The sequence below is a fragment of the Pantoea sp. 1B4 genome (genome assembly GCF_016925765.1).
In the GTDB taxonomy this organism is placed as follows: Bacteria; Pseudomonadota; Gammaproteobacteria; order Enterobacterales; family Enterobacteriaceae; genus Pantoea; species Pantoea agglomerans.
On sequence record NZ_JAEUWZ010000001.1, the window covers coordinates 1,651,315 to 1,676,903 of the forward strand.

14 protein-coding genes and 6 pseudogenes are annotated in these 25,589 nt (G+C 59.2%); 15 read left to right on the forward strand and 5 right to left on the reverse strand.

Annotation, left to right across the window (positions count from 1 at the left end; all coding sequences use genetic code 11):
* The first annotated feature begins 74 nt into the window (after positions 1 to 74).
* The 7 genes and pseudogenes from JNO11_RS08045 to cobA all read left to right on the forward strand — a co-directional run bounded on the left by JNO11_RS08045 (position 75) and on the right by cobA (position 12,018).
* Complete coding sequence (locus JNO11_RS08045; protein WP_325177159.1) at positions 75 to 1,289, forward strand: nitrate- and nitrite sensing domain-containing protein; 1,215 nt, start codon at positions 75 to 77, stop codon at positions 1,287 to 1,289.
* A 262-nt stretch (positions 1,290 to 1,551) separates the two neighbouring features.
* Positions 1,552 to 2,802 (forward strand): CmpA/NrtA family ABC transporter substrate-binding protein, encoded by a 1,251-nt coding sequence (locus JNO11_RS08050; RefSeq protein WP_010245814.1) that lies wholly within the window; start codon positions 1,552 to 1,554, stop codon positions 2,800 to 2,802.
* Positions 2,803 to 2,813: 11 nt separating this feature from the next.
* Positions 2,814 to 3,686 (forward strand): nitrate ABC transporter permease, encoded by an 873-nt coding sequence (ntrB, locus tag JNO11_RS08055; protein WP_158149371.1) that lies wholly within the window; start codon positions 2,814 to 2,816, stop codon positions 3,684 to 3,686.
* A gap of 10 nt (positions 3,687 to 3,696) precedes the next feature.
* A complete protein-coding gene (locus tag JNO11_RS08060) occupies positions 3,697 to 4,485 on the forward strand; it encodes an ABC transporter ATP-binding protein (protein WP_158149370.1) in 789 nt (262 codons plus the stop codon).
* A gap of 10 nt (positions 4,486 to 4,495) precedes the next feature.
* Positions 4,496 to 8,560, forward strand: coding sequence for a nitrite reductase large subunit NirB (gene nirB / locus JNO11_RS08065; RefSeq protein ID WP_163762950.1), 4,065 nt, complete (start codon positions 4,496 to 4,498; stop codon positions 8,558 to 8,560).
* A pseudogene (locus JNO11_RS08070) lies at positions 8,557 to 11,177 on the forward strand (nitrate reductase). The gene nirB and the pseudogene JNO11_RS08070 overlap by 4 nt, the downstream one beginning before the upstream one ends.
* A pseudogene (gene cobA / locus JNO11_RS08075) lies at positions 11,177 to 12,018 on the forward strand (uroporphyrinogen-III C-methyltransferase). The pseudogenes JNO11_RS08070 and cobA overlap by 1 nt, the downstream one beginning before the upstream one ends.
* Positions 12,019 to 12,483: 465 nt before the next feature.
* Here cobA and JNO11_RS08080 read toward each other — a convergent pair.
* Positions 12,484 to 12,837, reverse strand: a complete 354-nt coding sequence (locus JNO11_RS08080) for a DUF6404 family protein (protein ID WP_031292988.1) — start codon at positions 12,835 to 12,837, stop codon at positions 12,484 to 12,486.
* Between the two features lie 109 nt (positions 12,838 to 12,946).
* Positions 12,947 to 13,759, reverse strand: coding sequence for a DeoR/GlpR family DNA-binding transcription regulator (locus JNO11_RS08085; RefSeq protein ID WP_010245789.1), 813 nt, complete (start codon positions 13,757 to 13,759; stop codon positions 12,947 to 12,949).
* Positions 13,760 to 14,111: 352 nt separating this feature from the next.
* On the opposite strand from JNO11_RS08085, the pseudogene JNO11_RS08090 reads away from it, so the two are divergent.
* The 7 genes and pseudogenes from JNO11_RS08090 to JNO11_RS08120 all read left to right on the forward strand — a co-directional run bounded on the left by JNO11_RS08090 (position 14,112) and on the right by JNO11_RS08120 (position 21,813).
* A pseudogene (locus tag JNO11_RS08090) lies at positions 14,112 to 14,910 on the forward strand (GolD/DthD family dehydrogenase).
* Between the two features lie 55 nt (positions 14,911 to 14,965).
* Positions 14,966 to 15,902: pseudogene (locus JNO11_RS08095) on the forward strand (D-ribose ABC transporter substrate-binding protein).
* Positions 15,903 to 15,947: 45 nt separating this feature from the next.
* Positions 15,948 to 16,560, forward strand: a pseudogene (locus JNO11_RS08100) (DUF2291 domain-containing protein).
* A gap of 10 nt (positions 16,561 to 16,570) precedes the next feature.
* Entirely contained in the window at positions 16,571 to 18,103 is a 1,533-nt protein-coding gene (locus JNO11_RS08105; protein ID WP_325177160.1) for a sugar ABC transporter ATP-binding protein, read from the forward strand.
* A 227-nt stretch (positions 18,104 to 18,330) separates the two neighbouring features.
* A pseudogene (locus JNO11_RS08110) lies at positions 18,331 to 19,397 on the forward strand (ABC transporter permease).
* An 11-nt stretch (positions 19,398 to 19,408) separates the two neighbouring features.
* The gene (locus tag JNO11_RS08115) at positions 19,409 to 20,206 is read left to right on the forward strand and encodes an SDR family oxidoreductase (RefSeq protein ID WP_010245769.1); all 798 of its coding nucleotides are present in this window, start codon (positions 19,409 to 19,411) and stop codon (positions 20,204 to 20,206) included.
* 173 nt (positions 20,207 to 20,379) lie between these two features.
* Entirely contained in the window at positions 20,380 to 21,813 is a 1,434-nt protein-coding gene (locus JNO11_RS08120; protein ID WP_187484108.1) for a YchO/YchP family invasin, read from the forward strand.
* A 272-nt stretch (positions 21,814 to 22,085) separates the two neighbouring features.
* Here the strand turns inward: JNO11_RS08120 and JNO11_RS08125 are convergent, their stop codons facing one another.
* The 3 genes from JNO11_RS08125 to JNO11_RS08135 all read right to left on the reverse strand — a co-directional run bounded on the left by JNO11_RS08125 (position 22,086) and on the right by JNO11_RS08135 (position 24,749).
* The gene (locus JNO11_RS08125) at positions 22,086 to 22,286 is read right to left on the reverse strand and encodes a hypothetical protein (RefSeq protein WP_194709459.1); all 201 of its coding nucleotides are present in this window, start codon (positions 22,284 to 22,286) and stop codon (positions 22,086 to 22,088) included.
* Between the two features lie 102 nt (positions 22,287 to 22,388).
* Positions 22,389 to 22,883, reverse strand: coding sequence for a MarR family transcriptional regulator (locus JNO11_RS08130; protein ID WP_325177162.1), 495 nt, complete (start codon positions 22,881 to 22,883; stop codon positions 22,389 to 22,391).
* A gap of 321 nt (positions 22,884 to 23,204) precedes the next feature.
* Complete coding sequence (locus JNO11_RS08135; RefSeq protein ID WP_010245756.1) at positions 23,205 to 24,749, reverse strand: methyl-accepting chemotaxis protein; 1,545 nt, start codon at positions 24,747 to 24,749, stop codon at positions 23,205 to 23,207.
* A gap of 553 nt (positions 24,750 to 25,302) precedes the next feature.
* Between JNO11_RS08135 and JNO11_RS08140 the strand changes: the two genes are divergently transcribed.
* Positions 25,303 to 25,581: a hypothetical protein gene (locus JNO11_RS08140; protein ID WP_325177163.1), complete on the forward strand. Its 279-nt coding sequence runs from the start codon at positions 25,303 to 25,305 to the stop codon at positions 25,579 to 25,581.
* The last annotated feature ends 8 nt before the right edge of the window (positions 25,582 to 25,589 follow it).

The following is a 25,589-nucleotide window of genomic DNA, read 5'->3' on the forward strand; positions in this document are numbered from 1 at the left end:
CTCAGACCCTCTTTTTTTCAGGAAAGCGGCACGCCTTTTGCTTCTGAAAGGTTTTAACCGCACTGAGGTGAGCAATGAGGGACGCCCTTACCTGGCTGCAGGCATCACGCGCGAGCGATATCGCCAGCCTGCAACGTCTTCTGGAAACCGGCGAGCTGATGGCTGCCGTCAGTGAACTGGTCCATCGGTTGCAGCGGGAACGTGGCGCAAACAATCTCTGGATCTGCTCTGACGGAGCGCTGTTCAGCGCCGAACGTCATGCCCGCCAGCAGGAGGTCAGCGCCGGCCTGGAGCATTTTTATCAGGCGCTGCCGGCCGCCATAGCGCAGCCCGGCTACAGCCGCTTCTGCAACCTGATTGCCGCTGCCCTGCAGGCGCTGGCCGGACTGCCTGCGCTGCGCCAGCAAATCAGCCAGCGTGAGCTTGATCAGGCCGCGGCGATGGCCGCCTTTAACCAGGTTATCCGTACTTTACTCAATCTGGTGTTTGAGGCGGCCGACACCGCCAGCTATCCCGGCATCTCCCGTGCACTGATCGCCCTGTTCAGTTTTATGCAGGGCAAAGAACTGGCCGGGCAGGAGCGGGCCATCGGCTCAGCCGGCTTTGCGGCGCGTCAGTTCACCCCCGACCAGCGCAGCCAGATGGTCGCCCTGATTGCGGCACAGGAGCAGAGCTTTATCACCTTCCGGGAGTTTGCTGACAGCGCCGCGTGTGAATCCTGGCAGCCGCTGGCTCAGGCCAGCCGCGACATCGAACGCCTTCGTCGCATCGCCTGCACCGGCGGCCGTTGTGATGAGACCGGCGCGCTGCACTGGTTTTCCCTGCTCTCTGAGCGGCTGGATCAGATGAAAATGCTGGAGGATGCCCTGACGGCGACATTGATGCAGCGCTGCCGGGCTGCCATTGATCAGGCACAACAGCAGGCGGCAGTAACAGTGGTGCAGGGCGACAGCAATTTTTCGCTTTACGTCTCCGGGGCGGACTGGCTGCCTGGCGCGGCGGCGCTCGACAGCGACGGTCTGGCCCCGCAGCTGGGGCGCTCGGTGCTATCGCTGATTGGCGAACAGTCGCAGCGTTTGCAGCAGCAGGCGGATGAACTGGCGGCGATGCGCGCCTCACTGGACGAGCGGCGGGTGATCGATCAGGCCAAACACTGGCTGATGCAGCAGCAGGGTTTCACAGAAGAGGCCGCCTGGCAGGCATTACGCAAAAGTGCGATGAATCAGAATAAGCGGGTACTGGAGATCGCGCAGGCGGTACTGGCGGTAGCGAAGACCCTGAGCAACTAACCCGGATGAGGTAGCTGCACAACCTTTGTGCGTGATCTGCGTCAGAAACGTGCAAAAACGGTTAATTTTTCAACAGTGCGTCACCGCAGATCGGCATTAAGGCTGTTTCGGCGATCTGGCACATCCTTTGCTTAATCCCTATAGAGAGTACGCATTGCTCCCGCCAATGGCGGTGGGGTCAGTGCTTTGGATAAAGGCGTCCATCCGCAGGCTTCGGCTTGTCGGAGGACGCCTTTTTTTATTTCTGTTCAGGGGCAACAAGATGAGCAAAACGCCATTTTCACTGACACGACGTCAGGCGCTGATCTCCGGCGCCGCGCTGGGTGCGGCCTGGATCGTTCCGGGATTACGAAATGCGGTCTGGGCAGCGGGATCAGATGCGCCAGAAAAAGCGCAGGTGCGGGTCGGCTTTATCCCGCTCACTGACTGCGCGCCGGTGGTGATGGCCTCTGTGAAAGGCTTCGACAAAAAGTATGGTCTCACATTGCAGGTCAGCAAAGAGGCGAGCTGGGCGGCGGTGCGCGACAAACTGACCTCCGGTGAGCTGGATGCGGCGCATGTGCTCTACGGCATGATCTACGCCCTGCAACTGGGCGTAGCGGGTCCGCAGCACGACATGGCGAACCTGATGACGCTCAACCATAACGGCCAGGCGATCACCCTGTCGAACCAGCTGAAAGCCAGTGGGGTCACCGATGCGGCCAGCCTGAAAAAGGCCATTGATGGCAGCGCCAAAGGCAGCTTTACCTTCGCCCATACCTTTCCGACCAGCACCCATGCCATGTGGCTCTATTACTGGCTCGCCAATGCGGGCATCCACCCGTTTGATGACGTGCGCACCGTGGTCGTGCCGCCGCCGCAGATGGTGATGAACATGAAAATTGGCAACATGAGCGGCTTCTGCGTTGGTGAGCCGTGGAACCAGCGCGCCATCAGCGACAACATCGGTTTTACCGCCGCCACCAGCCAGCAGATCTGGCCGGAGCATCCGGAAAAAGTGCTCGGCACCCGCGCAGAGTGGGTGAAAGAGAACCCCAACACGGCCCGTGCACTCACCGCCGCTGTGCTGGAGGCCGCGCGCTGGATTGATGCCTCGGACGACAACCGCCGCGAAACCGCGCAGGTGTTAGCCGGCCGCGCCTGGATCAATACCAAAGTGGAGACGTTACAGGGTCGGATGCTCGGTCAGTATCAGAACGGCCTGGGGCAGTCGTGGCAGGACGCTCACCCGATGCGCTTCTTTGACAACGGCAACGTCAGTTTTCCCTGGCTCTCAGACGGCATGTGGTTCCTGACCCAGATGAAACGCTGGGGCCTGCTTGCCAGCGATCCCGACTACCTCGCGGTGGCGCGCCAGATCAACCGCATCGACATCTACAAACAGGCCGCCAGCGCAGTCGGACAGGTTGCACTGCCCGCCAGTGAAATGCGCAGCAGTACCTTCATCGACGGCAAGGTCTGGGATGGCAGCGATCCTGCCGCCTATGCCGCCAGTTTCGCTATCAAACGTTAAGAGAGGTTGCTATGAAAACTGACGCGCGCGCCCTGGCGCAGCCGGTGCAGAGTCACAACAGTGCCACCGTTATTCCGTTACAGGTCACCCCGAAAGCCGCAGCCCGTCCGGCGCGTCTGCGTCCGCTGTTGCAGCGCGCCATTCCCGCCACCGGTGGCCTGTTATTAATGCTGCTGGTGTGGCAGATCGCGGCGCTGTCGCAACCGGGTTTCCCTTCGCCTTACGCCACCTGGCAGGCCGCTCAGGTCCTGTTCGCTGACCCGTTCTACAGCAACGGCCCCAACGATCAGGGCATCGGCTGGAACGTGCTGGCGTCGCTGCAACGCGTCGGCATTGGATTCGGCCTGGCCGCGCTGGTCGGCATTCCGGCGGGCTTTTTAATCGGTCGCTTTAGCTTTATGGCGCAGATGTTCAATCCCGTCATCGCCCTGCTGCGGCCGGTGAGTCCGCTGGCCTGGCTGCCGATTGGCCTGCTGCTGTTTCAGCGCGCCGAGCCTGCCGCCAGCTGGACCATTTTTATCTGTTCGATCTGGCCAATGATCATTAACACCGCCGAAGGGGTACAGCGTATTCCGCAGGATTACCTCAACGTGGCGCGGGTGTTACAGCTTTCTGAGTGGACGGTGATGCGCCGGATCCTGCTGCCCGCCGTGCTGCCCGCGGTGCTGACCGGGGTCCGTCTCTCTATCGGCATCGCCTGGCTGGTGATCGTCGCCGCCGAAATGCTGACCGGCGGACTGGGCATCGGCTTCTGGATCTGGAATGAGTGGAACAACCTCAACGTGGAAAATATTCTGGTCGCCATTCTGGTCATCGGCGTAATCGGGCTGCTGCTGGAACAGGGGCTGATGCTGCTGGTCCTTCGTTTTAGCTGGGATAAATAAGGAGAGCACGATGCAACAGATCATTCGCGTCCAGCAGGTCAGCCAGCGTTTTGCCACCGCCAGCGGCGAGTTTCTGGCGCTGGACAATGTCAGTTTTGATATTCACGAAGGGGAAACCCTGAGCCTGATCGGCCACTCCGGCTGCGGCAAATCGACGCTGCTGAACCTGATTGCCGGTTTAACCCGGCCCAGCAGCGGCGTGCTGCTGTGTGATAACCGCGAAATCACTGGCCCCGGTCCGGAGCGCGCGGTGGTGTTTCAGAACCATTCGCTGCTGCCGTGGCTGACGGCATTTCAGAATGTCGAGCTGGCGGTGCAACAGGTGTTTAAAGGGCGCTTCAGCAAAGCGGAGATGCGTGACTGGATCGAGCACAACCTTTACCGGGTGCAGATGAGCCATGCCATGCACAAGCGGCCCGGCGAAATATCCGGCGGTATGAAGCAACGCGTCGGTATTGCGCGGGCGCTGGCGATGAAGCCACGCGTGCTGCTGCTGGATGAGCCGTTTGGCGCGCTGGACGCCTTAACCCGCGCTCATCTGCAGGACAGCGTGATGCGCATTCAGCAGGAGCTGAACACCACCATCGTGCTGATTACCCATGACGTGGATGAAGCCGTGCTGCTGTCAGACCGGGTGCTGATGATGACTAACGGCCCGGCGGCGCAGGTTGGCGAGATCCTCACTGTCGATCTGCCACGTCCGCGTTCACGGGTGGCGCTGGCGGATGAGCCGCGCTACCACCAGTTGCGACAGAAAGTGCTGCATTTCCTCTATGAAAAACAGACCACTGCGGCGTAAGGAACAGACCATGAAGCAACGGTTGCTGGTGATAGGTAATGGCATGGCGGGAATGCAGATGGTGGAGAGCCTGCTGCAACGTGCGCCGCAGCGCTACGCCATCACGGTCATTGGCCGCGAGCCGCACGGCAACTATAACCGTGTGCTGCTGTCGCCGGTGCTGGCAGGTGAAACGCCGTTCAGTGAAACGCTGATCCACGATCGCGACTGGTATGAGCGGCACGGCGTCACGCTGCTATCCGGCGAAACCGTGCTGCAGGTCGATCTGGCGGCACGTACAGTGCAGACCGATTATCGCCAGCTGGGCTGGGATCGGCTGGTGTTTGCCACCGGTTCACAGCCCCGTTTGCCCGCCATTCCCGGCATCAACGCGGATTGCGTACTGGGTTTTCGCAGTATCGCCGACGTCCGGCAACTCCTGGCGTGCCAGGGACCGGTGGTGGTGTTGGGCGGTGGTTTTCTCGGCATTGAAGCGGCGGCGGCACTCTGTGCCCGTGGGCGTGAGGTTACGCTGGTTCATCACAAACCCTGGCTGCTGGATCGCCAGCTGGATGCAAAGGCGGGCGAGCTGTTGCTGACGGCACTCCAGCAGCGCGGTATCCGCTGCGTGCTGAACAGCGGACTCACGGCGATTGACGAGGCGGGTGTGACGCTGACCAGCGGTCGTCACTGCGCCGCCACGCAGGTGGTGATTGCCATCGGCGTTCAGCCGGAGATAACGCTGGCGCAGGCAGCGGGTCTGCCGTGTCAGCGCGGCATTCTGGTCGATGGGCAGTTACGCACAGCGGTCCCGTCGGTGTACGCCGTAGGCGAGTGCTGCGAAATTGCCGGCGAAACCTTTGGCCTGGTCGCACCCTGCCTGACGCAGGCGCAGATTCTGGCCGCACAGCTGGCGGGGTCGCCACTGGCGGATTTTGTCAGCCAGCCGCAGGCGACGCGGCTCAAAGTCAGTGGCATTTCGCTGTTCAGCGCCGGGGATGTCAGTGAGGCACCCTCCATCAGCAGTTTTGATCCGATCTCCGGCGACTACCGCCGTCTGTTTCTTCGTCAGGGCCGCCTCTGTGGCGTATTGCTCTCTGGCGACACCCGGCAGGGTCCCGCGCTGCTGGCGCGTCTGCTGCACACCGAAGCTGTCACGCTCGAAGCCCTGTTCGATTCCCGTCAACCTGAACCGCAGCCGCAGGCTGCAGAGAGTCCTGAGATGAGTAAACCGGTATTAGCCGTGGTGGGTCACGGCATGGTCAGTCACCACTTTCTTGAACAGCTGGTTGCCCGCGAACTGCATCAGCACTACCACATCGTGGTTTACGGCGAGGAGCGTCAGCAGGCTTACGATCGGGTGCATCTGTCGGACTATTTCAACGGCAAAACGGCCGACGATCTGTCGCTGGTCAGCGCGGACTTTTTTACCCTGCACGGCATCGAACTGCGCAGCGGCTGCGCAGTCGTAGCGATCGATCGTCAGCAGCGCAGTCTGCGTGACAGCGCGGGCAATGAGCTGGCGTGGGATAAGCTGGTGCTGGCTACCGGCTCGCGTGCTTTTGTACCGCCGGTACCGGGCCACGACGACGAACGCTGCTTTGTCTACCGCACGCTGGATGACCTTGATGCCATTGCTGCCTGCGCCCGCAATAGCCAGCGCGGCATCGTGATTGGCGGCGGCCTGCTGGGTCTGGAGGCGGCGAATGCGCTGCAGCAGCTCGGGCTGGAAACGCATGTGGTGGAGTTTGCGCCACGCCTGATGGCAGTGCAGCTCGATGAGGGCGGGGCGCTGATGCTGCGCCAGAAGATCGATGCGCTGGGCGTCACGGTTCACACCTCAAAACAGACCGAACTGATTGAGCGTCAGACCGACGGTAGCGTGGTGCTGCGCTTTGCTGACGGCAGCAGTTTACCCGGCGATCTGGTGCTGTTCTCCGCCGGTATCCGGCCGCGCGATGAGCTGGCACGTGAAGCGGGCCTGACGCTGGGACCGCGCGGCGGCATTGAGATCAACGATCGCTGCCAGACCAGCGATGAAGAGGTGTTTGCCATTGGTGAATGCGCACTGTGGAACGGTCAGATCTTTGGTCTGGTCGCGCCAGGCTATCAGATGGCACGCGTGCTGGCCGGGCATCTGGCGGCTGAATCCACCGCCTTCAGCGGCGCGGACATGAGTACCAGACTGAAACTGCTGGGGGTGGAGGTGGCGTCGTTTGGTGACGCGCATGGCCGCACGCCGGGCAGTCAGCACTATCACTGGACCGACGGGCCAAAAGGCATCTACAAGAAAATCGTGGTTTCTGCCGACAGCACCCGGCTGCTGGGCGGCGTGCTGGTCGGTGACAGCAGCGACTACGCCACGCTGCTGCAGATGATGCTCAATGAGTTACCGCTGCCTGCCGCGCCAGAAAGCCTTATCCTGCCTGCGCTGTCGGGGGCGCCGAAAGCGCCAGGCGTCGCGGCGTTGCCTGACAGCGCCCAGGTCTGCTCCTGTCACAACGTCAGCAAGGGCGAAATCTGCGCGGCGGTGAAAGGCGGATGCGGTGAGATGAGCAGCATCAAAAGCTGCACCAAAGCGGCTACGGGCTGCGGCGGCTGTGCGGCACTGGTAAAACAGGTGATGGAGTTTGAGCTGGAAAACCTCGGTGTCGAGGTAAAAAAAGATATCTGTGAACATTTCAGCTATTCGCGCCAGGAACTTTATCACCTGGTGCGGGCCGGTGAGTTCAGAACCTTTGATGCGCTGCTGACGTCACATGGTCGGGGGCAGGGTTGTGAAGTGTGCAAACCGCTGGTGGCGTCACTGCTCGCCTCATGCTGGAACGACTATCTGCTAAAACCGGCGCATCTGCCGTTGCAGGACACCAACGACCGCTATTTCGCCAATATCCAGAAAGATGGCACCTATTCGGTGGTGCCGCGCGTCCCGGCGGGCGAAATCACGCCGCAGGGGTTGATCGCGATTGGCGAGGTGGCGGCGCGTTACGATCTTTACACCAAAATCACCGGCGGTCAGCGTATCGACCTGTTTGGCGCGCGGCTCGATCAACTGCCTGATATCTGGCAGACGCTACTGGCGGCGGGTTTTGAAACCGGTCACGCCTACGGCAAGTCGCTGCGCACTGTGAAGTCCTGTGTGGGGTCGACCTGGTGCCGCTACGGCGTGCAGGATTCAACCGCTTTCGCCATTGCGCTGGAGAACCGCTACAAGGGGCTGCGCGCCCCACACAAGATCAAGATGGCGGTATCGGGCTGTACCCGCGAATGTGCGGAAGCGCAGAGCAAAGATATCGGGGTGATCGCCACGGAAAAGGGCTGGAATCTCTATGTGTGTGGCAATGGCGGCATGAAGCCGCGCCACGCCGACCTGTTCGCCAGCGATCTCGATGATGCCACGCTGCTGCGTTATGTCGACCGCCTGCTGATGTTCTATATCCGCACCGCAGACAGGCTGCAGCGCACCAGCGTCTGGATGGACAATCTGGAAGGCGGCCTGGACTATCTGCGTCAGGTGGTGATTGAGGATAGCCTCGGTCTGGGCGAGACGCTGGAGCAGGAGATGCAGCGGGTGGTGGACGCGTATCAGTGCGAGTGGCAGACCACGCTGGCGGATCCTTCACGACTTGCGCTGTTTACCCCTACGGTCAACAGCGATCGCCCGGATGAGACGCTGCACTACAGCCGGGTGCGCGGTCAGCGTCAGCCGGAGGCCGTTACCGATCGTCCGCTGTTACCGCCGCCAGCCGAGCCGTGGAGCGCGGTGTGTACACTGGAGGCGATTCCTCAGCAGGCGGGGATCGGGGCGCGACTGGGTAGCGAACGTGTTGCGCTGTTCCGCTTTGGCGATGCGCTTTTTGCGCTGGAAGACCGCGAACCCGGCAGCGACGCCAGCGTGCTCTCACGTGGGATCCTTGGCGATGTGGGCGGCGAGCCGGTGGTGATCTCCCCGCTCTATAAGCAGCGGATACGGTTGCGTGACGGACAGAGCCTGGATAACCCGCAGCATCAGCTGCGCTGCTGGCCGGTGAAGTTGGAAGCGGGTCAGATCTGGCTGGCAAATCGTCCGCTGGATCAGCTGGCGCAGGCATCATGAACAGTACCTGTCCCTATTGCGGCGTCGGCTGTGGCGTCTGCGTCACCCCGCAGGGGGGCGCATCAGGCAACCGTGATCGGCGATCCGCACCATCCCGCGAATGCAGGTCGGTTGTGCGTAAAAGGCGCAGCGCTGGGCCAGACCCTGACGCCGCAAGGGCGTTTGCTGAACGCCGAGGTTAACGGGCAGCGCGTCAGCCTGGACGCTGCGCTGGATGCGGCGGCGGCGGGATTGCGGGCGGTTATCGATCAGTATGGCCCGCAGGCGGTGGCGTTTTACGGCTCCGGCCAGCTGTTGACCGAGGATTACTACGTCGCCAATAAGCTGATGAAGGGCTACATCGGTGCAGCCAACATCGATACGAATTCGCGGCTCTGCATGGCGTCGGCGGTGGTCGGTTATAAGCGGGCGCTGGGGGCCGATGCGGTGCCCTGCTGCTATGAGGATCTGGAGCAGGCCGACCTGGTGCTGCTGGTGGGGTCTAATGCTGCCTGGGCGCATCCGGTGGTGTGGCAGCGGCTGATGCAGGCGAAGCTGCAACGTCCGGCGATGTGTATTGTCGTTATCGATCCGCGGCGTACGGCGAGTTGCGATCAGGCCGATCTCCACCTGCCGTTGCGGCCCGGCAGTGATACGGCGTTGTTTTCCGGTCTGCTGCACTGGCTGGCGCAGCAGGATGGCATTGATGCCAGCATGTTGCCGCACCTGAATGGTGTGGACGAGACGCTGACCGCCGCAGCGCAGTGGGGTGTGGCGCGAGTGGCAGAGGCATGTGACTTAACCGTGCAGCAGGTCGCGCACTTTTTCCAGCTTTTCAGCCAGCACGATCGGGTGCTGACGCTATGGTGCATGGGGATTAATCAGTCCGCCACCGGCAGCGACAATAACCAGGCGATTCTTAATCTGCATCTGCTGACGGGCAAAATAGGCCGCGCGGGCTGTGGTCCTTTTTCGCTGACCGGACAGCCAAATGCCATGGGAGGACGGGAGGTGGGTGGCCTGGCGAATCAGCTGGCGGCGCATATGAATTTTACTGAAGCGGATTGCGAACGGGTGCAGCGTTTCTGGCGCAGTCCGGCCATTGCCCGGGAACCGGGACTGACTGCACTGGATCTTTTCCGGGCACTGGCGGATGGCACGGTGAAAGCAGTGTGGATTATGGGCACCAATCCGGCGGTGTCGATGCCTGAGGGCAACCGCGTCGCGCAGGCGCTGGCGGCCTGTCCGCTGGTGATTGTATCAGATGTGATGGCGCAGACCGATACCAGCGCCTTTGCCAATATTCTGCTGCCCGCCCAGGGGTGGGGCGAGAAGAACGGCACGGTGACCAATTCCGAGCGGCGTATTTCACGTCAGCGCGCTTTTGCCGCCGCACCCGGTGACGCCCGGCCTGACTGGTGGTTGCTGTCGCAGGTGGCCAGGCGTTTAGGGTTTGATGAAGGCTTTAACTGGCAGCATCCGGCAGAGATTTTCCGTGAGCATGCGGCGTTGTCAGGTTTCGAGAACCGGGGCGCCAGGGCGTTTGATATCAGCGGCCTGGCGCAATTGAGTAATGCTGACTGGGATGCGCTGCGTCCGGTGCAGTGGCCGGTTAACGCGGCCTGTCCGCAGGGCTGCGCCCGGCTGTTTGGCAATCGTCGGTTTTTTCATCCGGATGGTAAGGCCCGGTTGCGGGTGCCGGCCACGCCGGTTGTCGCCCCGCGCGAACCGGCGTATCCGTTGTTGATGAATACCGGACGGGTGCGCGATCAGTGGCACACCATGACGCGTACCGGGCTGGTGCCGCGTCTGATGCAGCATTGCGATGAACCGTTTGTCGCGCTGCATCCGGCGGATGCGGCAACGTATGGCGTGACGGCGGGCGGACTGGCGCGGGTGCAGTCTGTTCAGGGCTGGATTAGCGTGCGGGTGCGTGTCGATGCCGGGATGCGGCGCGGCGAGCTGTTTGTGCCGATGCACTGGAACCGGCAGTTCAGTCAGCAGAGTCACGTCGATTTACTGGTGGCCGCCCGCGCCTGTCCGTTTTCGGGGCAGCCCGCGCTGAAGCAGACGTCGGTGCGGATTCTGCCGTTGAGGGTGAGCTGGCAGGGCTGGCTATGGCAGCGCGAGATAGCGCAGCCCACAGGGTTGCGTTACTGGGCGCGTACCCCCCTATCCGGCGGTGCAGCGTTATGCGGTGGCGGGCGAGGGCTCGCCGCAGGTCTGGCTGGACGGGCAGGTTGTTCTTTCAGGCTGTCACAGGCAGTTTGCGACCGGCAGCGGCAATGATTACCGGTTGCTGGCATGGCGTGACGGCGAGTTGCAGCTGGCGTTTTATGCCGGCTCCGTGTTGCCGTCGATTGATAGTGCGTGGGTCGCCGAGGCCTTTAGTCATGCGCCGCAGGATGCGGCAGGGCGGCACAGTGTACTGGCAGGACAGCCCGCGCAGGGCGCGGCCACGGGACGGATTATTTGCAGTTGTATGGCGGTGGGTGAGCAGACGATTTTACAGGCGGTGGCGCAGGGGTGTCGTACAACTCAGGCGTTGGGCGAAAAGCTAAAGTGCGGCACGCAGTGCGGCTCCTGTATTCCGGAGCTGAAGCAGTTGTTGCTGTCCGAAGTGATGTCGGAGGAATGATGACACGAGCAATTGATTCTCTGGATAAGTTACTGGCCCCGGTGGATGCCGTGTCGCAACAGGGCGCGGTGTGGCTGGTGGGTGCGGGCCCTGGCGATGTGGAACTGCTGACCGTTAAGGCGTTGCGGTTGCTGCAGCGTGCTGAGGTGGTGGTATATGACCGGCTGGTGAGTGACGCGGTGATGGCGGAGGTGCCGGAGCAGGCGTTGTGTATTGATGTGGGTAAGCAGCCGGGGCAGCATGGTCTGAAGCAGGCGCAGATTAATCAGTTGCTGGTGGAACTGGCGCGCAGTGGACGCAATGTAATCCGGCTGAAGGGGGGGCGATCCGTTTGTTTTTGGTCGCGGAGGCGAGGAGATGGTGAGCGTGCAGCAGGCCGGGATTCGCTGTGAGGTCGTGCCAGGGATTACGGCGGCTGTGGGCTGTGCGGCAGCCAGCGGAATTCCGTTGACGCATCGGGATTGCGCGCAGTCTTTGCGGTTGATTACCGGGCATGGGCGGAACGGCGAGCCGCAGCTGGAGGCGGCTGCGCTGACGGCGGTGAATCAGACGCTGGTGTTTTATATGGGGTTGAGCTGGAGTGCGTCGATCAGTGCGCAGTTGCAGGCGCAGGGACGTGATGCGGAGACGCCGGTGGCGATTATTGAGAATGGGACCCGGCCCGATCAGCGGGTGTTGATTACCACGCTGGGGGGGATTAGCGGAGACGGTGGCGCGGGATAAGCCGGTGTCTCCGTCGTTGCTGATGGTGGGTGAAGTGGTGCGGTTTTATCGGGCGGATTTGCAGGTGCGGGGTGGGGAGACGGTGAGCCGGTGCGTCGTGCAGGAAAGACCTGCCTGATCGCAAAGGGATCCCGCATCCCTGCGGACTGAGCTCGCCATCCCTGGCTCGCACACTTTGCTCTTCAGGCAGGGCTTACCTGCACTGTTGGCATTGGTGCGGGGTTTTGCGGGATCAGGTCTGGATTGAATGGGCGTATGTCTTGGTGGTAAGGCCGGAACGGTGCGGCAAGACGGTGCGGCGTGCAGGAAAGGCCTGCCTGATCGCAAAGGGATCACGCATCCCTGCAGACTGGGCTCGCCATCCCTGGCTCGCACACTTTGCTCTTCAGGCAGGCCCTTCCTGCCCGGCTGGCGGCGGTGCGGTTTTTTTTGGGATCAGATCTGGATTGAGTGCGGTTGATGAGAGTGGAAGTGCCCGAGCAGGACGAAAAGAGCAGTCCAGTGTGGGAAGGCAGGTGAGGGTTGGTAAGACGGTGCGTCGTGCAGGTGCACTGTATAAAAGACGATGGAGCTTTAGCTGGCTTTAAAGCTCCTCCCACACAGGCAGGTTGTGAACCTTTTTTCGATATGCGTGAAACAGTGCCATTGTCGTACCGAAGAACAGACCTGCGATCAGATTGGGTATCAGCGAATAGTTGTCGTCAGACACGCCCGGAAGAGAAGGCAATAAGAGCAGCAGTGGCATCATAAGCGTGTACATGCTGGCAAACACCACAAGATTGAGCCAGAAAGGAGTGAAACTCGGGGGTGGAAGATGGATATTCATTTTCCATAACAAACGATGTAATGGCGGAGCAGAGTTACTCGGCCATATTTTCTTCGCTGCCATCAGGGCTAAAGCCCGCGCTTTCCTGCGCTCGAAAATCTCGTTTTTCATCGTTTTATCATCCGTTACATCCCTGCTTAGCATTCGCTCTGGAGCGTAACTTAATCCTGTGGCTGTCTGATGACAGCGAGTGGCTGAATCGATGTTGTTTCAACAAGCATTACATCGCCCGCTTCAGCGGCAGCGGGGCCACCAGCACTTTCACGCCTAGTGCTTCAAACGCTTTTACCTGCGCAGTGCTGATGCCGCTGTCGGTGATCAGGTAGTGAATATTGCTCCAGTCACAGGGCAGCGCGAACATCGAAACCTTGTCGATTTTGCTGGAGTCAGCGACCACGTAAACCGTGCTGGCAGATTTGATCATCGCCAGCTTTACCTTGATGTCGGTTTCACTGGGGAAGCTCAGACCCAGACGCGGTGAGATGCAGGCGGTCGCCAGGAAGAGTTTACCGGCCAGCACGTTTTCGAAGAAGCTGGCCGCCTTTTCACCGGAGGTAGAGAGCGTCGGAAATTTAAAGGTGCCGCCGGTCAGCAGGATGTTGATCCCCGGCTCGCCGCCCAGTTTCAGGGCGATATTGACCGCGGTCGTCACGACTGACAGGCGGCGGATGTGGCTGATGGCATCGGTGATCGCGGTGGTCGTGGTGCCGGAATCGAAAATCACCGTGTCGCCATTTTCGATATGCTGCGCCGCCAGCCGGCCAATCGCCTCTTTCTCTTCCAGATGCGTCTGCCGCTCCAGCAACATCGCCCCGGTATTCTGTTTGCCCGTCATCAGCGTCGCGCCACCATGATAGCGCTGTACAAAGCCCTGTTTTTGCAGCATGCGCAGGTCGCTGCGTAAGGTGGCTTCGGTCAGTCCAAAGGTCTCCGTCAAAGCTTTCACCGTGACCGTGCCATCCTCACGGATCATCTCCAGAATTTTCTCGCGGCGTTGCTGCATGTCAGCGAACTGCTCACTTTTGCTTTTCAATCGAAATGCTCCCTTTTCCAATAACCTGAGAAGTCGGGCGAACAAGGTCTTTGTGGCTGAGTTTAACGCGCCATTTTTATGAATGCGAGATAGCCTGATCTGTCTTTGATTTTCGAATGAAAATGTAAAATGTGCAGGCTATTGAATCTCTCACGCTTTCCGGATTGCAGCCAGCTGCCTTTATTTCGGGACTGGAAGCCAGATCACGTCTTTTCAATCAGATAAGCCGCTTTGCAGGGCAGATGATCGAAATTTGATCTGCTCCACACAACATTTCTTTTCGATAGCTTATATTTTTGTTCGAAAATGAATGAGTCAACGGCATCGGCAAAAATCTGAGGGGAAGAGTGAGATGAGTGGTGAATATGACGTAAACCTGCGCTACGGCGTGGATACCGCAATGAATCTGGCCGGCAAAGTGGCCGTCGTGACCGGCGGGCTGGGTGGTATCGCGATGGCGACCAATGGCATGTTGCTGGAGAAGGGCGCGAGTCTGGCACTACTCTATCCGCCGTTTGAAGCAGAGAAGGTGGCCAGCCTGAGGGCAGATTTCCCCGTCGAGCGGGTGCAGTTTGTCTGCTGTGACGTTACCGATCCCGCGTGGGTTGAACAGGCTTTTGACGATGTGGTTTCCCACTATGGCCGGATCGATATCCTGGTGAACTGCGCAGGCTACGTGATGCTGCAGCCGGTGATCGAAACCGATTTTGACGAGTGGCAGAAGCAGATTGCGGTGAATCTCACCGGGCCTTTTCTCTGCTCACAGGCCGCCGCACGGCTGATGATCCGTGCCGGTGCGGGCGGCAAAATTATTAATATCGCCTCCCAGGCGGCATCCATCGCTATCGACAACCATGTCGCCTACACCTCAGCCAAAGCGGGCCTGCTGGGCATGACCAAAGTGATGGCCAAAGAGTTTGCCCCGCATCGCATTAACGTTAACACCCTGTCGCCCACCGTGGTGCTGACGCCGATGGGCGAAAAGGCCTGGCGCGGCGAGAAGGGCGAGCAGATGAAGAAGCTGATTCCGCTCGGACGCTTTGCCTATACCGATGAGATCGCCGCTGCGGTGCTGTTTTTCGCCAGCAACGGCAGCGACATGATCACCGGCGCCGATTTGATGATCGATGGGGGGCTTTACCATCTGGTAAGGCCAATCCAGCACCCGGGAATTCATACCCTGCCATAACGATAAGAGAGAACATCATGAAAAACCGTACCTTGCTGTGCACTGCCGTGGCTGCCTGTCTGGTTTCGCAGGCGGCGTTTGCCGCCGAAAAGGGCACCATTATGATTCTGGTTAACTCACTCGATAATCCCTACTACGCCTCCGAAGCCAAAGGCGCCAATCTCAAAGCGCAGGAGCTGGGTTACAAAACAACGGTGCTGTCGCACGGCGAAGATGTGAAAAAGCAGAGCGAACTGATCGACGCCGCTATCGGTAAAAAAGTACAGGGTATCGTGCTGGATAACGCCGACTCCACCGCCAGCGTGGCGGCGATTAAAAAAAGCCAAAGATGCCGGGATCCCGGTGGTGCTGATCAACCGCGAAATCCCGGTGGATGACGTGGCGCTGGCGCAGATCACCCACAACAACTTCCAGGCGGGTTCAGACGTTGCCAACGTCTTTGTTGAAAAGATGGGCGAAAAGGGCAAATACGCCGAGCTCGCCTGTAACCTGGCGGATAACAACTGCGTGACACGCTCGAAATCGTTCCATCAGGTGCTGGATCAGTATCCTGATATGCAGAGCGTGGCACGTCAGGATGCCAAAGGCACGCTGATCGACGGCAAGCGCATTATGGACAGCATCCTGCAGGCGCATCCGGATGTGAAAGGGGTGATCTGCGGTAACGGCCCGGTGGCGCTGGGCGCCATTGCTGCGCTGAAGGCAGCCGGTCGCAACGATGTCATCGTGGTGGGGATTGATGGCAGCAACGACGAACGCGATGCAGTGAAAGCGGGCACGCTGAAAGCCACTGTCATGTTGCAGGCGCAGGCGATTGCCGCTGAAGGGGTGACCGATCTCGATAACTTCATTCAGAAGGGCGTGAAGCCGGAAAAACAGCGGGTGATGTTCCGCGGCATTCTGATTACCCCGGAAAACGCTAAAGGTGTACAGGACTTTAACTACAAGTCGTAATTAAACGCTGTCGCGCCTGCGAAAGCGGGCGCCAGGGAGAAGATGATGTCCCGAAGAGTCTGGCTGACGCTGGTGGTCTTGCTGTTAAGCGGCTGCAAAATTGTGTCGCAGCAGGAGCTGGCTGCCCTGAAAAATCCCCCCCAATCCGAAAATGGCGAACATCGACCAGCTCTGGCAGCAGAAACTGGTGCCACAGGTTCAGGCAGAGGCTAAACCGCTGGCGACGCTGATGAAGTCGCTGCAGTCTGCTAAAGACTTCGACAGTGCCTGTCAGAGCTATGGCTATCGCAGTCAGGCTGAGAATCCCTGTGTCTTCAGCGTCTCGGTTAGCGGCGAGGTGACCGCCGTAAATACCACGTCACGCAGTGGAAAGATGACCGTGAAAGATGAATCAGGTGACAGTGTCACAATTCAGGTAGGGCCAATCATTCGTGGCACCGCTTTGCGGGATGTCTACAAAGGCGTGAGCTATCAGGACTTCAATGACCAGGTGCTGTTTGGTGATTACGGCAAGGCGATTAACCAGCACGCCTCCACTCTGATGCAGCAGTTTGCGCCGAAGGTGGGCGATAAAGTGAGGGTTTCCGGCGTGTTCAGCAGCTGGGACATTCCGCAGCAGCTGCCGGATATCACTCCGGCTGCGATCAACCGGCAATAAGGAGCGGCAGATGCAAAATCCTCAACCGCAACAGTCCGGCGACGTGATTATCGAAACGCGCAACGTGTCGCGTCTTTATCCCGGCGTGACCGCGCTCGATCAGGTCAGTTATCGGGTCTACCGCAATAAAGTTAACGTGCTAATCGGTGAGAACGGCGCCGGTAAGTCCACCATGATGAAGATGCTGGCGGGTGTAGAGACGCCGTCGTCGGGCGAGATTCTGCTGGATGGCAAGGTGGTGTCGCTGAACTCCACGCATCAGGCGGAGAAGCAGGGGATCAGCATCATTTTTCAGGAGCTGAATCTGTTTCCCAACATGAACGTGATGGACAACATCTTTATCGCCAATGAGTATTTCCAGCGCGGGGTGATCAATGAAAAGTATCAGTACGCGCTGGCAAAGTCGCTGCTTGAGCGGCTGCAGCTGGATGTCGATCCTTACGCGCCGCTGGGTGAGCTGGGTATTGGCCATCAGCAGCTGGTGGAGATCGCCCGGGCGCTGTCGAAGGATACCCGGGTGCTGATCATGGATGAACCGACCAGCGCCCTGAGCCAGTCTGAAGTGAAAGTGCTGTTTAACGTCATCGATCAGCTTAAGCGGCGCGGTGTCACCATTATCTACATCTCTCACCGGCTGGAAGAGCTGATGGAGATTGGCGATCACATCACCATTTTCCGCGATGGCCGTTTTATTAGTGAGCGCGAGGTATGGGACGCCAGCGTGCCGTGGATTATCGCCCAGATGGTGGGTGACAAGAAAAAGCAGTTCGACTATCAGCCTGCGCCACAGGGGGAAACGGTGCTGGAGGTAGAGGGCCTGACTGCGCTGCATCAGAACGGCGGTTACAAGCTGAATGAGGTCAGTTTTACGCTGCGCAAAGGCGAGGTGATCGGCATTTATGGTCTGCTGGGTGCCGGACGCACCGAGCTGTTCAAGGGGCTGATTGGCCTGATGCCCTGTCAGTCGGGCCGGGTACGTTTAGCGGGCAGGGATCTGGCGAAACGCAGCTTCCAGCAGCGGCTGAAAAGTGGCATAGCGCTGGTGCCCGAAGATCGCAAAGGCGAAGGGGTGATTGAACTGATGTCGGTCACCGCCAACATGACGCTCTCTGACTTCAGCCTGCGCGGTTTTCGACGTGCGCTGGGGCTGTTGAATCCTGCCAGGGAGCAGCAGCGGGTCAGTGAGATGATCGGCCATCTGGCGATTAAAGTCAGCGATCCCGACCTGCCGGTTACGGCGCTGAGCGGCGGTAATCAGCAGAAGGTGGTGCTGGGTAAAGCGCTGATGACCGGGCCGCAGGTGGTGCTGCTGGATGAGCCAACGCGCGGTATCGACGTGGGTGCCAAAACCGACGTCTATCACCTGATTGGCAGTCTGGCACAGCAGGGGCTGGCAGTGATGTTCTCCTCGTCTGAACTGGATGAGGTGATGGCGCTGGCGGACCGCATTTTAGTGATGGCCGATGGCCGGATTACTGCTGATCTGCCGCGCGCAGAGGCGACGCGAGAACATCTGATTGCGGCATCAACCCCGCAGGATTAAGAGCCTGACCCATCAGGCTATTTTATTTGTCCGTCTGAACCTGGGCAGTGGTCACACAGGCTGCTTTAGCAACCTGAACGCCCGTCAGGGCGGCCCTGAAGGGGCGAGCACAGCGAGTAATCCTCACGTACTGCGTGTACGTGCCGGTTGTTCCGCGCTGTCCGTGTCCAGACTGCCTGAAACCATTACGCCTGGCGGGCCAGGCTCTAAGCTGGCCGGAGAATTTCATGAACCAAAAATATCTGCTCTATATGTACCTGCTCAAGGCCCGCACCTTTATTGCGTTGCTGATTGTGGTCGGCTTTTTCAGCGTGATGGTGCCGAACTTTCTCACCCCCTCTAACCTGCTGATCATGACGCAGCACGTGGCGATTACCGGCCTGCTGGCCATTGGTATGACGCTGGTGATCCTGACCGGCGGTATCGATCTCTCGGTGGGTGCGGTCGCCGGGATCTGCGGCATGGTGGCGGGCGCACTGCTCACCAATGGCATCCCGTTGTGGGGCGGCAATACGCTGTTTCTCAACGTGCCTGAAGTGATTCTGGTGGTGGCCATCTTTGGCGTGCTGGTGGGGCTGATTAACGGCACGGTGATCACCCGACTGGGCGTCGCACCCTTTATCTGCACCCTGGGCATGATGTATGTGGCGCGCGGTGCGGCGTTGCTGTTCAACGACGGCGGCACCTACGCTAACCTGGTGGGAGTGCCCGCGCTGGGCAACACCGGCTTTTCGCTGCTCGGCTCCGGCACCGTACTGGGCGTTTATCTGCCAATCTGGCTGATGCTCGGCTTTTTACTGCTCGGCCTCTACCTGACACGCAAAACCCCGCTGGGTCGTTACATCTACGCCATTGGCGGCAATGAGTCCGCCGCGCGACTGGCGGGTGTGCCGATTATCAAGGTGAAAGTCTTTGTCTACGCCTTTTCCGGCCTATGCGCGGGGCTTGTCGGGCTGGTGGTGGCCTCTCAGTTGCAGACCGCGCACCCGATGACCGGCAACATGTTTGAGATGGATGCCATTGGTGCCACCGTGCTGGGCGGCACGGCGCTGGCGGGTGGACGTGGCCGGGTTTCCGGCTCGATTATTGGCGCTTTCGTTATCGTCTTCCTGGCGGATGGCATGGTGATGATGGGCGTCAGCGATTTCTGGCAGATGGTGATCAAAGGTCTGGTGATTGTGACTGCGGTAGTCATCGACCAGTTCCAGCAACGTCTGCAAAGCAAAGTGGTGCTGCTGCGTCGCCATGAAAAAAGCAGCAGGCAGCCCCCCTTACTGATGTTCGTCACAGTTAACAGGAGCGATTATGAGCCGCGAACAACGTGGAAAAACAGTGGTGATAACCGGTGCCTGTCGTGGCATCGGGGCCGGGATCGCGGCGCGTTTCGCCCGCGACGGGGCCAGGCTGGTGATGGTGTCGAATGCTGACCGGGTGTTCGCTACAGCCGACCAGCTTCAGCAGCAGTATGGCAGTGAGATTCTGGCGCTGCAGGTCGATATCACGGATGAAGCTGCGGTGCAGCAGCTCTATCAGCAGGCCTTTGAACGCTTTGGTCAGATCGACGTATCGATACAGAATGCGGGCGTGATCACCATCGACCGCTTCGACACCATGCCGAAAAGCGACTTTGAGCGGATTCTGGCGGTTAACACCACCGGCGTCTGGCTTTGCTGCCGTGAAGCGGCGAAATATATGGTGCAGCAGCGCAGCGGCAGCCTGATCAACACCTCATCGGGGCAGGGACGACAGGGCTTTATCTACACGCCGCACTACGCCGCCAGTAAAATGGGGGTGATAGGCATTACCCAGAGTCTGGCGCTGGAGCTGGCGCCGTGGAACATTACGGTCAACGCTTTTTGCCCTGGCATCATTGAGAGTGAGATGTGGGATTACAACGATCGCGTCTGGGGCGAGATCCTCAGCAGCGAGGAGAAAACCTACGGTAAAGGGGAGCTGATGGCGGAGTGGGTGAAAAATATTCCGCTGAAGCGTGCCGGTCAGCCGGAAGATGTCGCCGGACTGGTGGCGTTTCTGGCATCAGAGGATGCGCGCTACATCACCGGGCAGACCATCAATGTGGATGGCGGGTTGATCTTCTCCTGATGCGGTGAGAGATCGCAGGCCTGCTGTAAACGCAGGCCTTTTTCTGACCCGGACTTTTCTGTTATATGCACAATTCGCCGCTGCTGTCCTGCATCGCCGTCACAATATGTTAAGGTAATAGCTGATGATTTTTGTTTAATTGCAGCTACGAACTAATCAATGTGCCGGGTGACATGATACGGAAAACAGGGGTTCTCTCTTTGATTGCGCTGTCGCTGACTGCCACGCAGAGCGCCCGCGCCTTCCAGACTGAAACAGCGGTGTCAGAGACGCCATTCGACGATCCTGCGCGCTACAGTCAGTCGCTGCCGACGCTCGGCGGTGCCAGCGATCAGGATGAAGAGTGGAGCAAAAAGCTGGCGGCCGTGGCCAAAAGTATCGGTGAAGCGAGTAACAACAGCGACAGCAATGTCACGTTTGGTCAGCAGGCGGGCGTCTGGGCGTTCAATCATCTGCGCGATGAAGTGGCCGATCGGGTTGAGAGCGAAGGGCAGTCACTGCTTTCCCCTTACGGCACCGCGCAGCTGGATCTGAAAGTCGACATGAACGGAAACTTTACCGGCACCGGCGGCGATCTCTTCAGCGCACTGGCCGACGAAAACAGCCGGCTCACCTTCAGCCAGCTTGGTCTGCACGATACCGGCGATGGCCTGGTTGGCAATGCAGGACTGGGGCAACGCTGGGATGCCGGTGACTGGCTGCTGGGTTACAACGGCTTTGTTGACCGCGTGTTCAGCAGCGGCCTGCAACGCGCCTCTGTGGGCACGGAAGCGTGGAGCGATTCAATGCGCTTCTCGGCCAACTACTATCAGCCGCTTTCCGGCTGGAAAAATCTGGGCGATTCGCAGCAGCAGCGCATGGCGCGCGGCTACGATATTACCAGCCAGAGCTATCTGCCCTTTTATCGTCAGCTGGGCGTTTCGGTGAGCTATCAGCAATATCTGGGTGAGAATGTCGATCTGTTTAACAGCGGCAACCGCTATCACAATCCCTCCGCCATGTCGTTTGGCCTCTCTTACACTCCCGTGCCGCTGGTGACGCTGTCCGCTACCCATAAAACCAGCAGCGCCGGTGAGAGTCAGGATCAGCTGGGGCTGAAACTCAACTATCGCTTTGGCGTGGCGCTGCGACGTCAGCTCGATGCCGGAAACGTCGCGGAGGCGCACTCCCTGCGCGGCAGCCGTTACGATACCGTCACCCGCAGTGATACGCCGGTGCTCACCTTCCGTCAGCGCAAAACGCTGTCCGTGTTTCTGGCAACCCCGCCCTGGCAGTTAAGCAGTGGCGAGAGTCTGCCGCTGAAGCTGCAGGTGCGCGCCAGCAATGCTATCAAGGCGGTAAGCTGGCAGGGTGATACGCAGGCGCTGAGCCTGACACCTCCGGCCAATAACGCCGATCCGCAGGGCTGGAGTGTGATCTTACCGCAGTGGGATCCGTCGCCAGACGCCAGCAACGAATATCGCCTGTCGGTAACACTGGAGGATAGCAAGCAGCAGCGTGTGACCTCTAACTGGATCACCCTGAAAATTCAGCCACCGATGACCGTGGACGAGGCCCCGCAGAACGATCGTTATGATTTGATGGCACCCGGTGGCACCACACTTTAGCAGGAATGCTTTACTGCACAGAAAGGATAGGGGGGGAGTTAATAGCGGCGGTGGTGTGCAGACGGCGTTGTTAACGTCTGCAGGCCCGACAGCGGTTACTGGCAGAGATAAGTTGTCGGGATGACGAAGGCGCGGCAGAGTGACATCACTATTGATCCTGAAATGAGAGCGGGAACCACTGGGTGAAAGCAGGAACGACGCTGCGCTGCGGGAATGGTATTGATATTAAGAAGGCGCGGGCAGCGCCGCCGTTTAGCACAGCGGCCCGGTTATCAGTTAACCATGCTCATCACAATACGCACCGCTCTGGCGTAGACCTCTCGCTGACCGTTTACCGATCGTGCCTGCTGATGCTGCAGGAATGCAATTATGTCCTGTAAGCCTGCCGTCTTGCCTGACTTCAGCAGGCTCGACACGGCCTGCCCTACAACGGCATGGACGTCAGCCATATCTGCCGGTTTATCGGTACTCAATAGAAACTCCAGCGCAACCGTTCTGTTGAATAGCACCTGAAGAGGTAACACTCAGGCGATTCAGCTTTATCAGCCTGGTCACAGGTTTTTTATAAGCCAGCATCATGGCAGGGCCTTAAGCAGCTTTTCACGCAGCGTTGCCACCTGGGTCGTCAGCTCACCGAGTTCACTACAGGCGGTATCCATCACCGAGATCATATCAGCCGGGACGCCAGCCGCCGCGACTTTAAGCTGGTGGCCCTGTTCTGTCAGGGAGATCAGCACCCGGCGCTCATCATTTCCCGTGTCACGCTGGCGGCAGATAATGCCCGCGCTTTCAAGCCGCTTCAGAAGCTGGCTGAGCGTGCCGGAATCAAGCCGGACGCGTGCACCAATATCAGAGACGGTCAGGAGATCTTTCTCCCACAGCACCAGCAGCACCAGATATTGCGGATAGGTCACTCCCAGCGGTTTTAACCGCGACTGATAGAGCTTTGTCATGGCAAGTGAGGCGGAATAGAGCGCAAAGCAGAGAAACTGGTCGATGGTTTCAGGCGCTGCACTGGCGGGAGGCGTATCGGAGATCCCCGCGGGTTCGTCATTCATATCTTTACTCATTCTGAGTCCGGGGTGGGACAGCCAGACCCCAGGCTGTTGGTCAGCCGTGAAATCTCGCGAATAGTATCTCGGGGAGATGTTGATTTCGGCAGCATCTCTTTCTGGTGTAAGACACCAGACTTTTAAGCGCTATCGCAGCGGGAGAAAAAGCCTTTAGCTGCGCCGCCGATTGAAAGTCGGCACAGTATTGAGTCAAATTAAATTGAAGTCAACATAACCGGTCGCAACCCTTGCGCACAACGTGCGCCGGGTGCAACGCAGCTAAGATCGGCAGGACAATTTCAGCATTTAACCCAGGCTGAAGACGCCCGCCGATACGGCTTATACGGTGAAGGTCTCTACCATGCCGCGCAGGTCGCGCGCCTGGGCCAGCAGTGACTGCGATGCAGAAGAGGACTCTTCCACCAGCGCGGCGTTATTCTGCGTGACGCCATCCATCTGACTCACCGCAATACTGACCTGGGAGATGCCCTGCATCTGTTCACCGGAGGAGAGGGAGAGGTTGTCCATAGCATCGGCCAGTTCACCGACGCGGCTGACAATCTTCAGGATGCGCTCACCCGTTCCGGCCGCTACGGTTACGCCATCCTCGACCTGCGTCACGGCCTGCTCAATCAGCTGCTTAATGTCGCGTGCTGCGGTGGCGCTGCGCTGGGCCAGCGAGCGGACTTCACCCGCGACCACGGCAAATCCGCGGCCCTCTTCACCAGCGCGCGCGGCTTCTACGGCGGCGTTGAGCGCCAGAATATTGGTCTGGAAAGCGATGCCTTCAATCACCGACGTAATATCGCGTACCCGAACGGCACTCAGCGAAATGTCATGCATGGTTTCTGACAGGCGCTGGACATCTGCTTCGCCCGCCTGGGCCAGGGTGGCGGCCTCGCGCGCTGAACCGGCAGTCTGCTGCGCGCCCGCGGCGTTGCTTTTTACCGTGGCGGTGAGCTGCTCCATGCTGGCGGCCGTTTCCTGCAACGCAGCAGCCTGCTGCTCGGTACGGGATGAAAGCTCGGTATTGCCCTGCGAAATCTCATCGGCCGCCAGCGCCACCGAGGCGGATGCCCCTTTGATCTGCGTAACCAGTTCGCGCAGGTTGGTCTGCATGCCGCTGAGCGACGCAAGCAGGCTGGTGCTGTCGCCACGGCGCAGCGTGACCGGCGAGGTGAGATCACCGGCGGCAATCGCAGCAGCCAGCGTCTGAGCCTGCACCGGTTCGCCGCCCAGCTGGCGCATCAGTATCCGCACAATAAACGCGCAGGTGACGACGGCAGCCAGCACGGAGAGCACCGCCAGGATGATCAGTATCCAGGTGGTGCGGGCGATAGCGATGCCGTTATCCACTACCGCATCCCGGCTGCTGCGCATCTCAAGCTCGGTCAGATCGTTTATCGCCTTCAGCAGGCTCTGCTGAGCCGGACGCGCCACCTTTAACAGATAGTCGGTGACCTCCTGCTGACGATTTTCCATCCCCAGTTTCCCGGCGGTCATCAGCGTGGAGAGAGCGGCCTCTTCAGTGGACTCGATTCTGCTCATCGCCTCCCGTCCTGCCTGTCCGGGGTCGGTCTGCATCATGCCTGAGAGTGCTTCGCGGTTGCTGATGTAGAGTGCGCGCTGTTTTTGCAGACGTTCCCATTCTGGCTTCATGGCAACGGGATCGGTCAGCAGAGCAAGGTTACGCACCGCGATTGCCATATCCCGCACGCCACCGCGCATATCCAGCACCGTCTGGTACTTTTTCAAACGGACATTAACCACCTCGTCCATACCATCGCGAGCGCTATCCAGCGCGTGAATCGCGGTGCCGGTACAGATAATAAACAGCAGAATAAGCAAGCCAAAACCTGCGCTAAGGCGCGTTGAAATTTTCATCTCTCGTTCCGAAAGAGTTCATTGGGTAAACCGGTATCGGCAGGAGAGAGAACTTCTGGAGAGTTACGTTTAACTAAATTGTTCGCTATTTAATTTAACGAAATTAAAAACTGCACGTATACCCACCCCGTTATGCCACAAAAATCGTAACGGGAGTGATAACGAAATTCCGGCCAATATCCTGATAAATCGCTTTTTTATCGCCTGACGAATGTGCGCCTTTTCGCGCTTTGTAGCCGCGCGATACGCCAGCGTCATAACCCGTTAAAAACACCGGAATGCACAAATTTAACCGGACGGGCCTGTTAATCTGGCTGCTGCTGCCGATAGAACACTATTCGCCATTGATGACGTAACCGACACGCATCGGGCTTCGCAGAACGTCTGCCTCACTGCCGTAAGGCGGGTGAGAACGTGCGAATGCGATGAGTAAAAATAGCGGAGGGGTGATAATTGTCGGCAGCTTAGCAGACATTGAATGAGAAGTACGCCCCGGTTTTTTACTGAAAATTAAAACAAAACTCTGACACTTTCCATCACCGGGAACTAACGCATGCGCCTGAAACTTTTCTGGCTCGCAATGCTGAATATTGCGACCATCATTTTACTCTCCACGCTGTGGGAATTCGGGCTAGAGGCGTGGATCTCCAGCCTGCTGGGCCTGAGCTATGATCCCGATTTTGAAACCAGTGAGCGGCTGCGGTTTATCCTGACCTCCACCTCGTTTGCCGGACTGGCAATGATTATTCCGGCGCTGCTTATTGCGGGTCTGATCCGCAACACGCTGCGTGCGGAAAAAACGCGCTCAGGCTGGCCGGAACTGATGCGCTGACGGGAGTC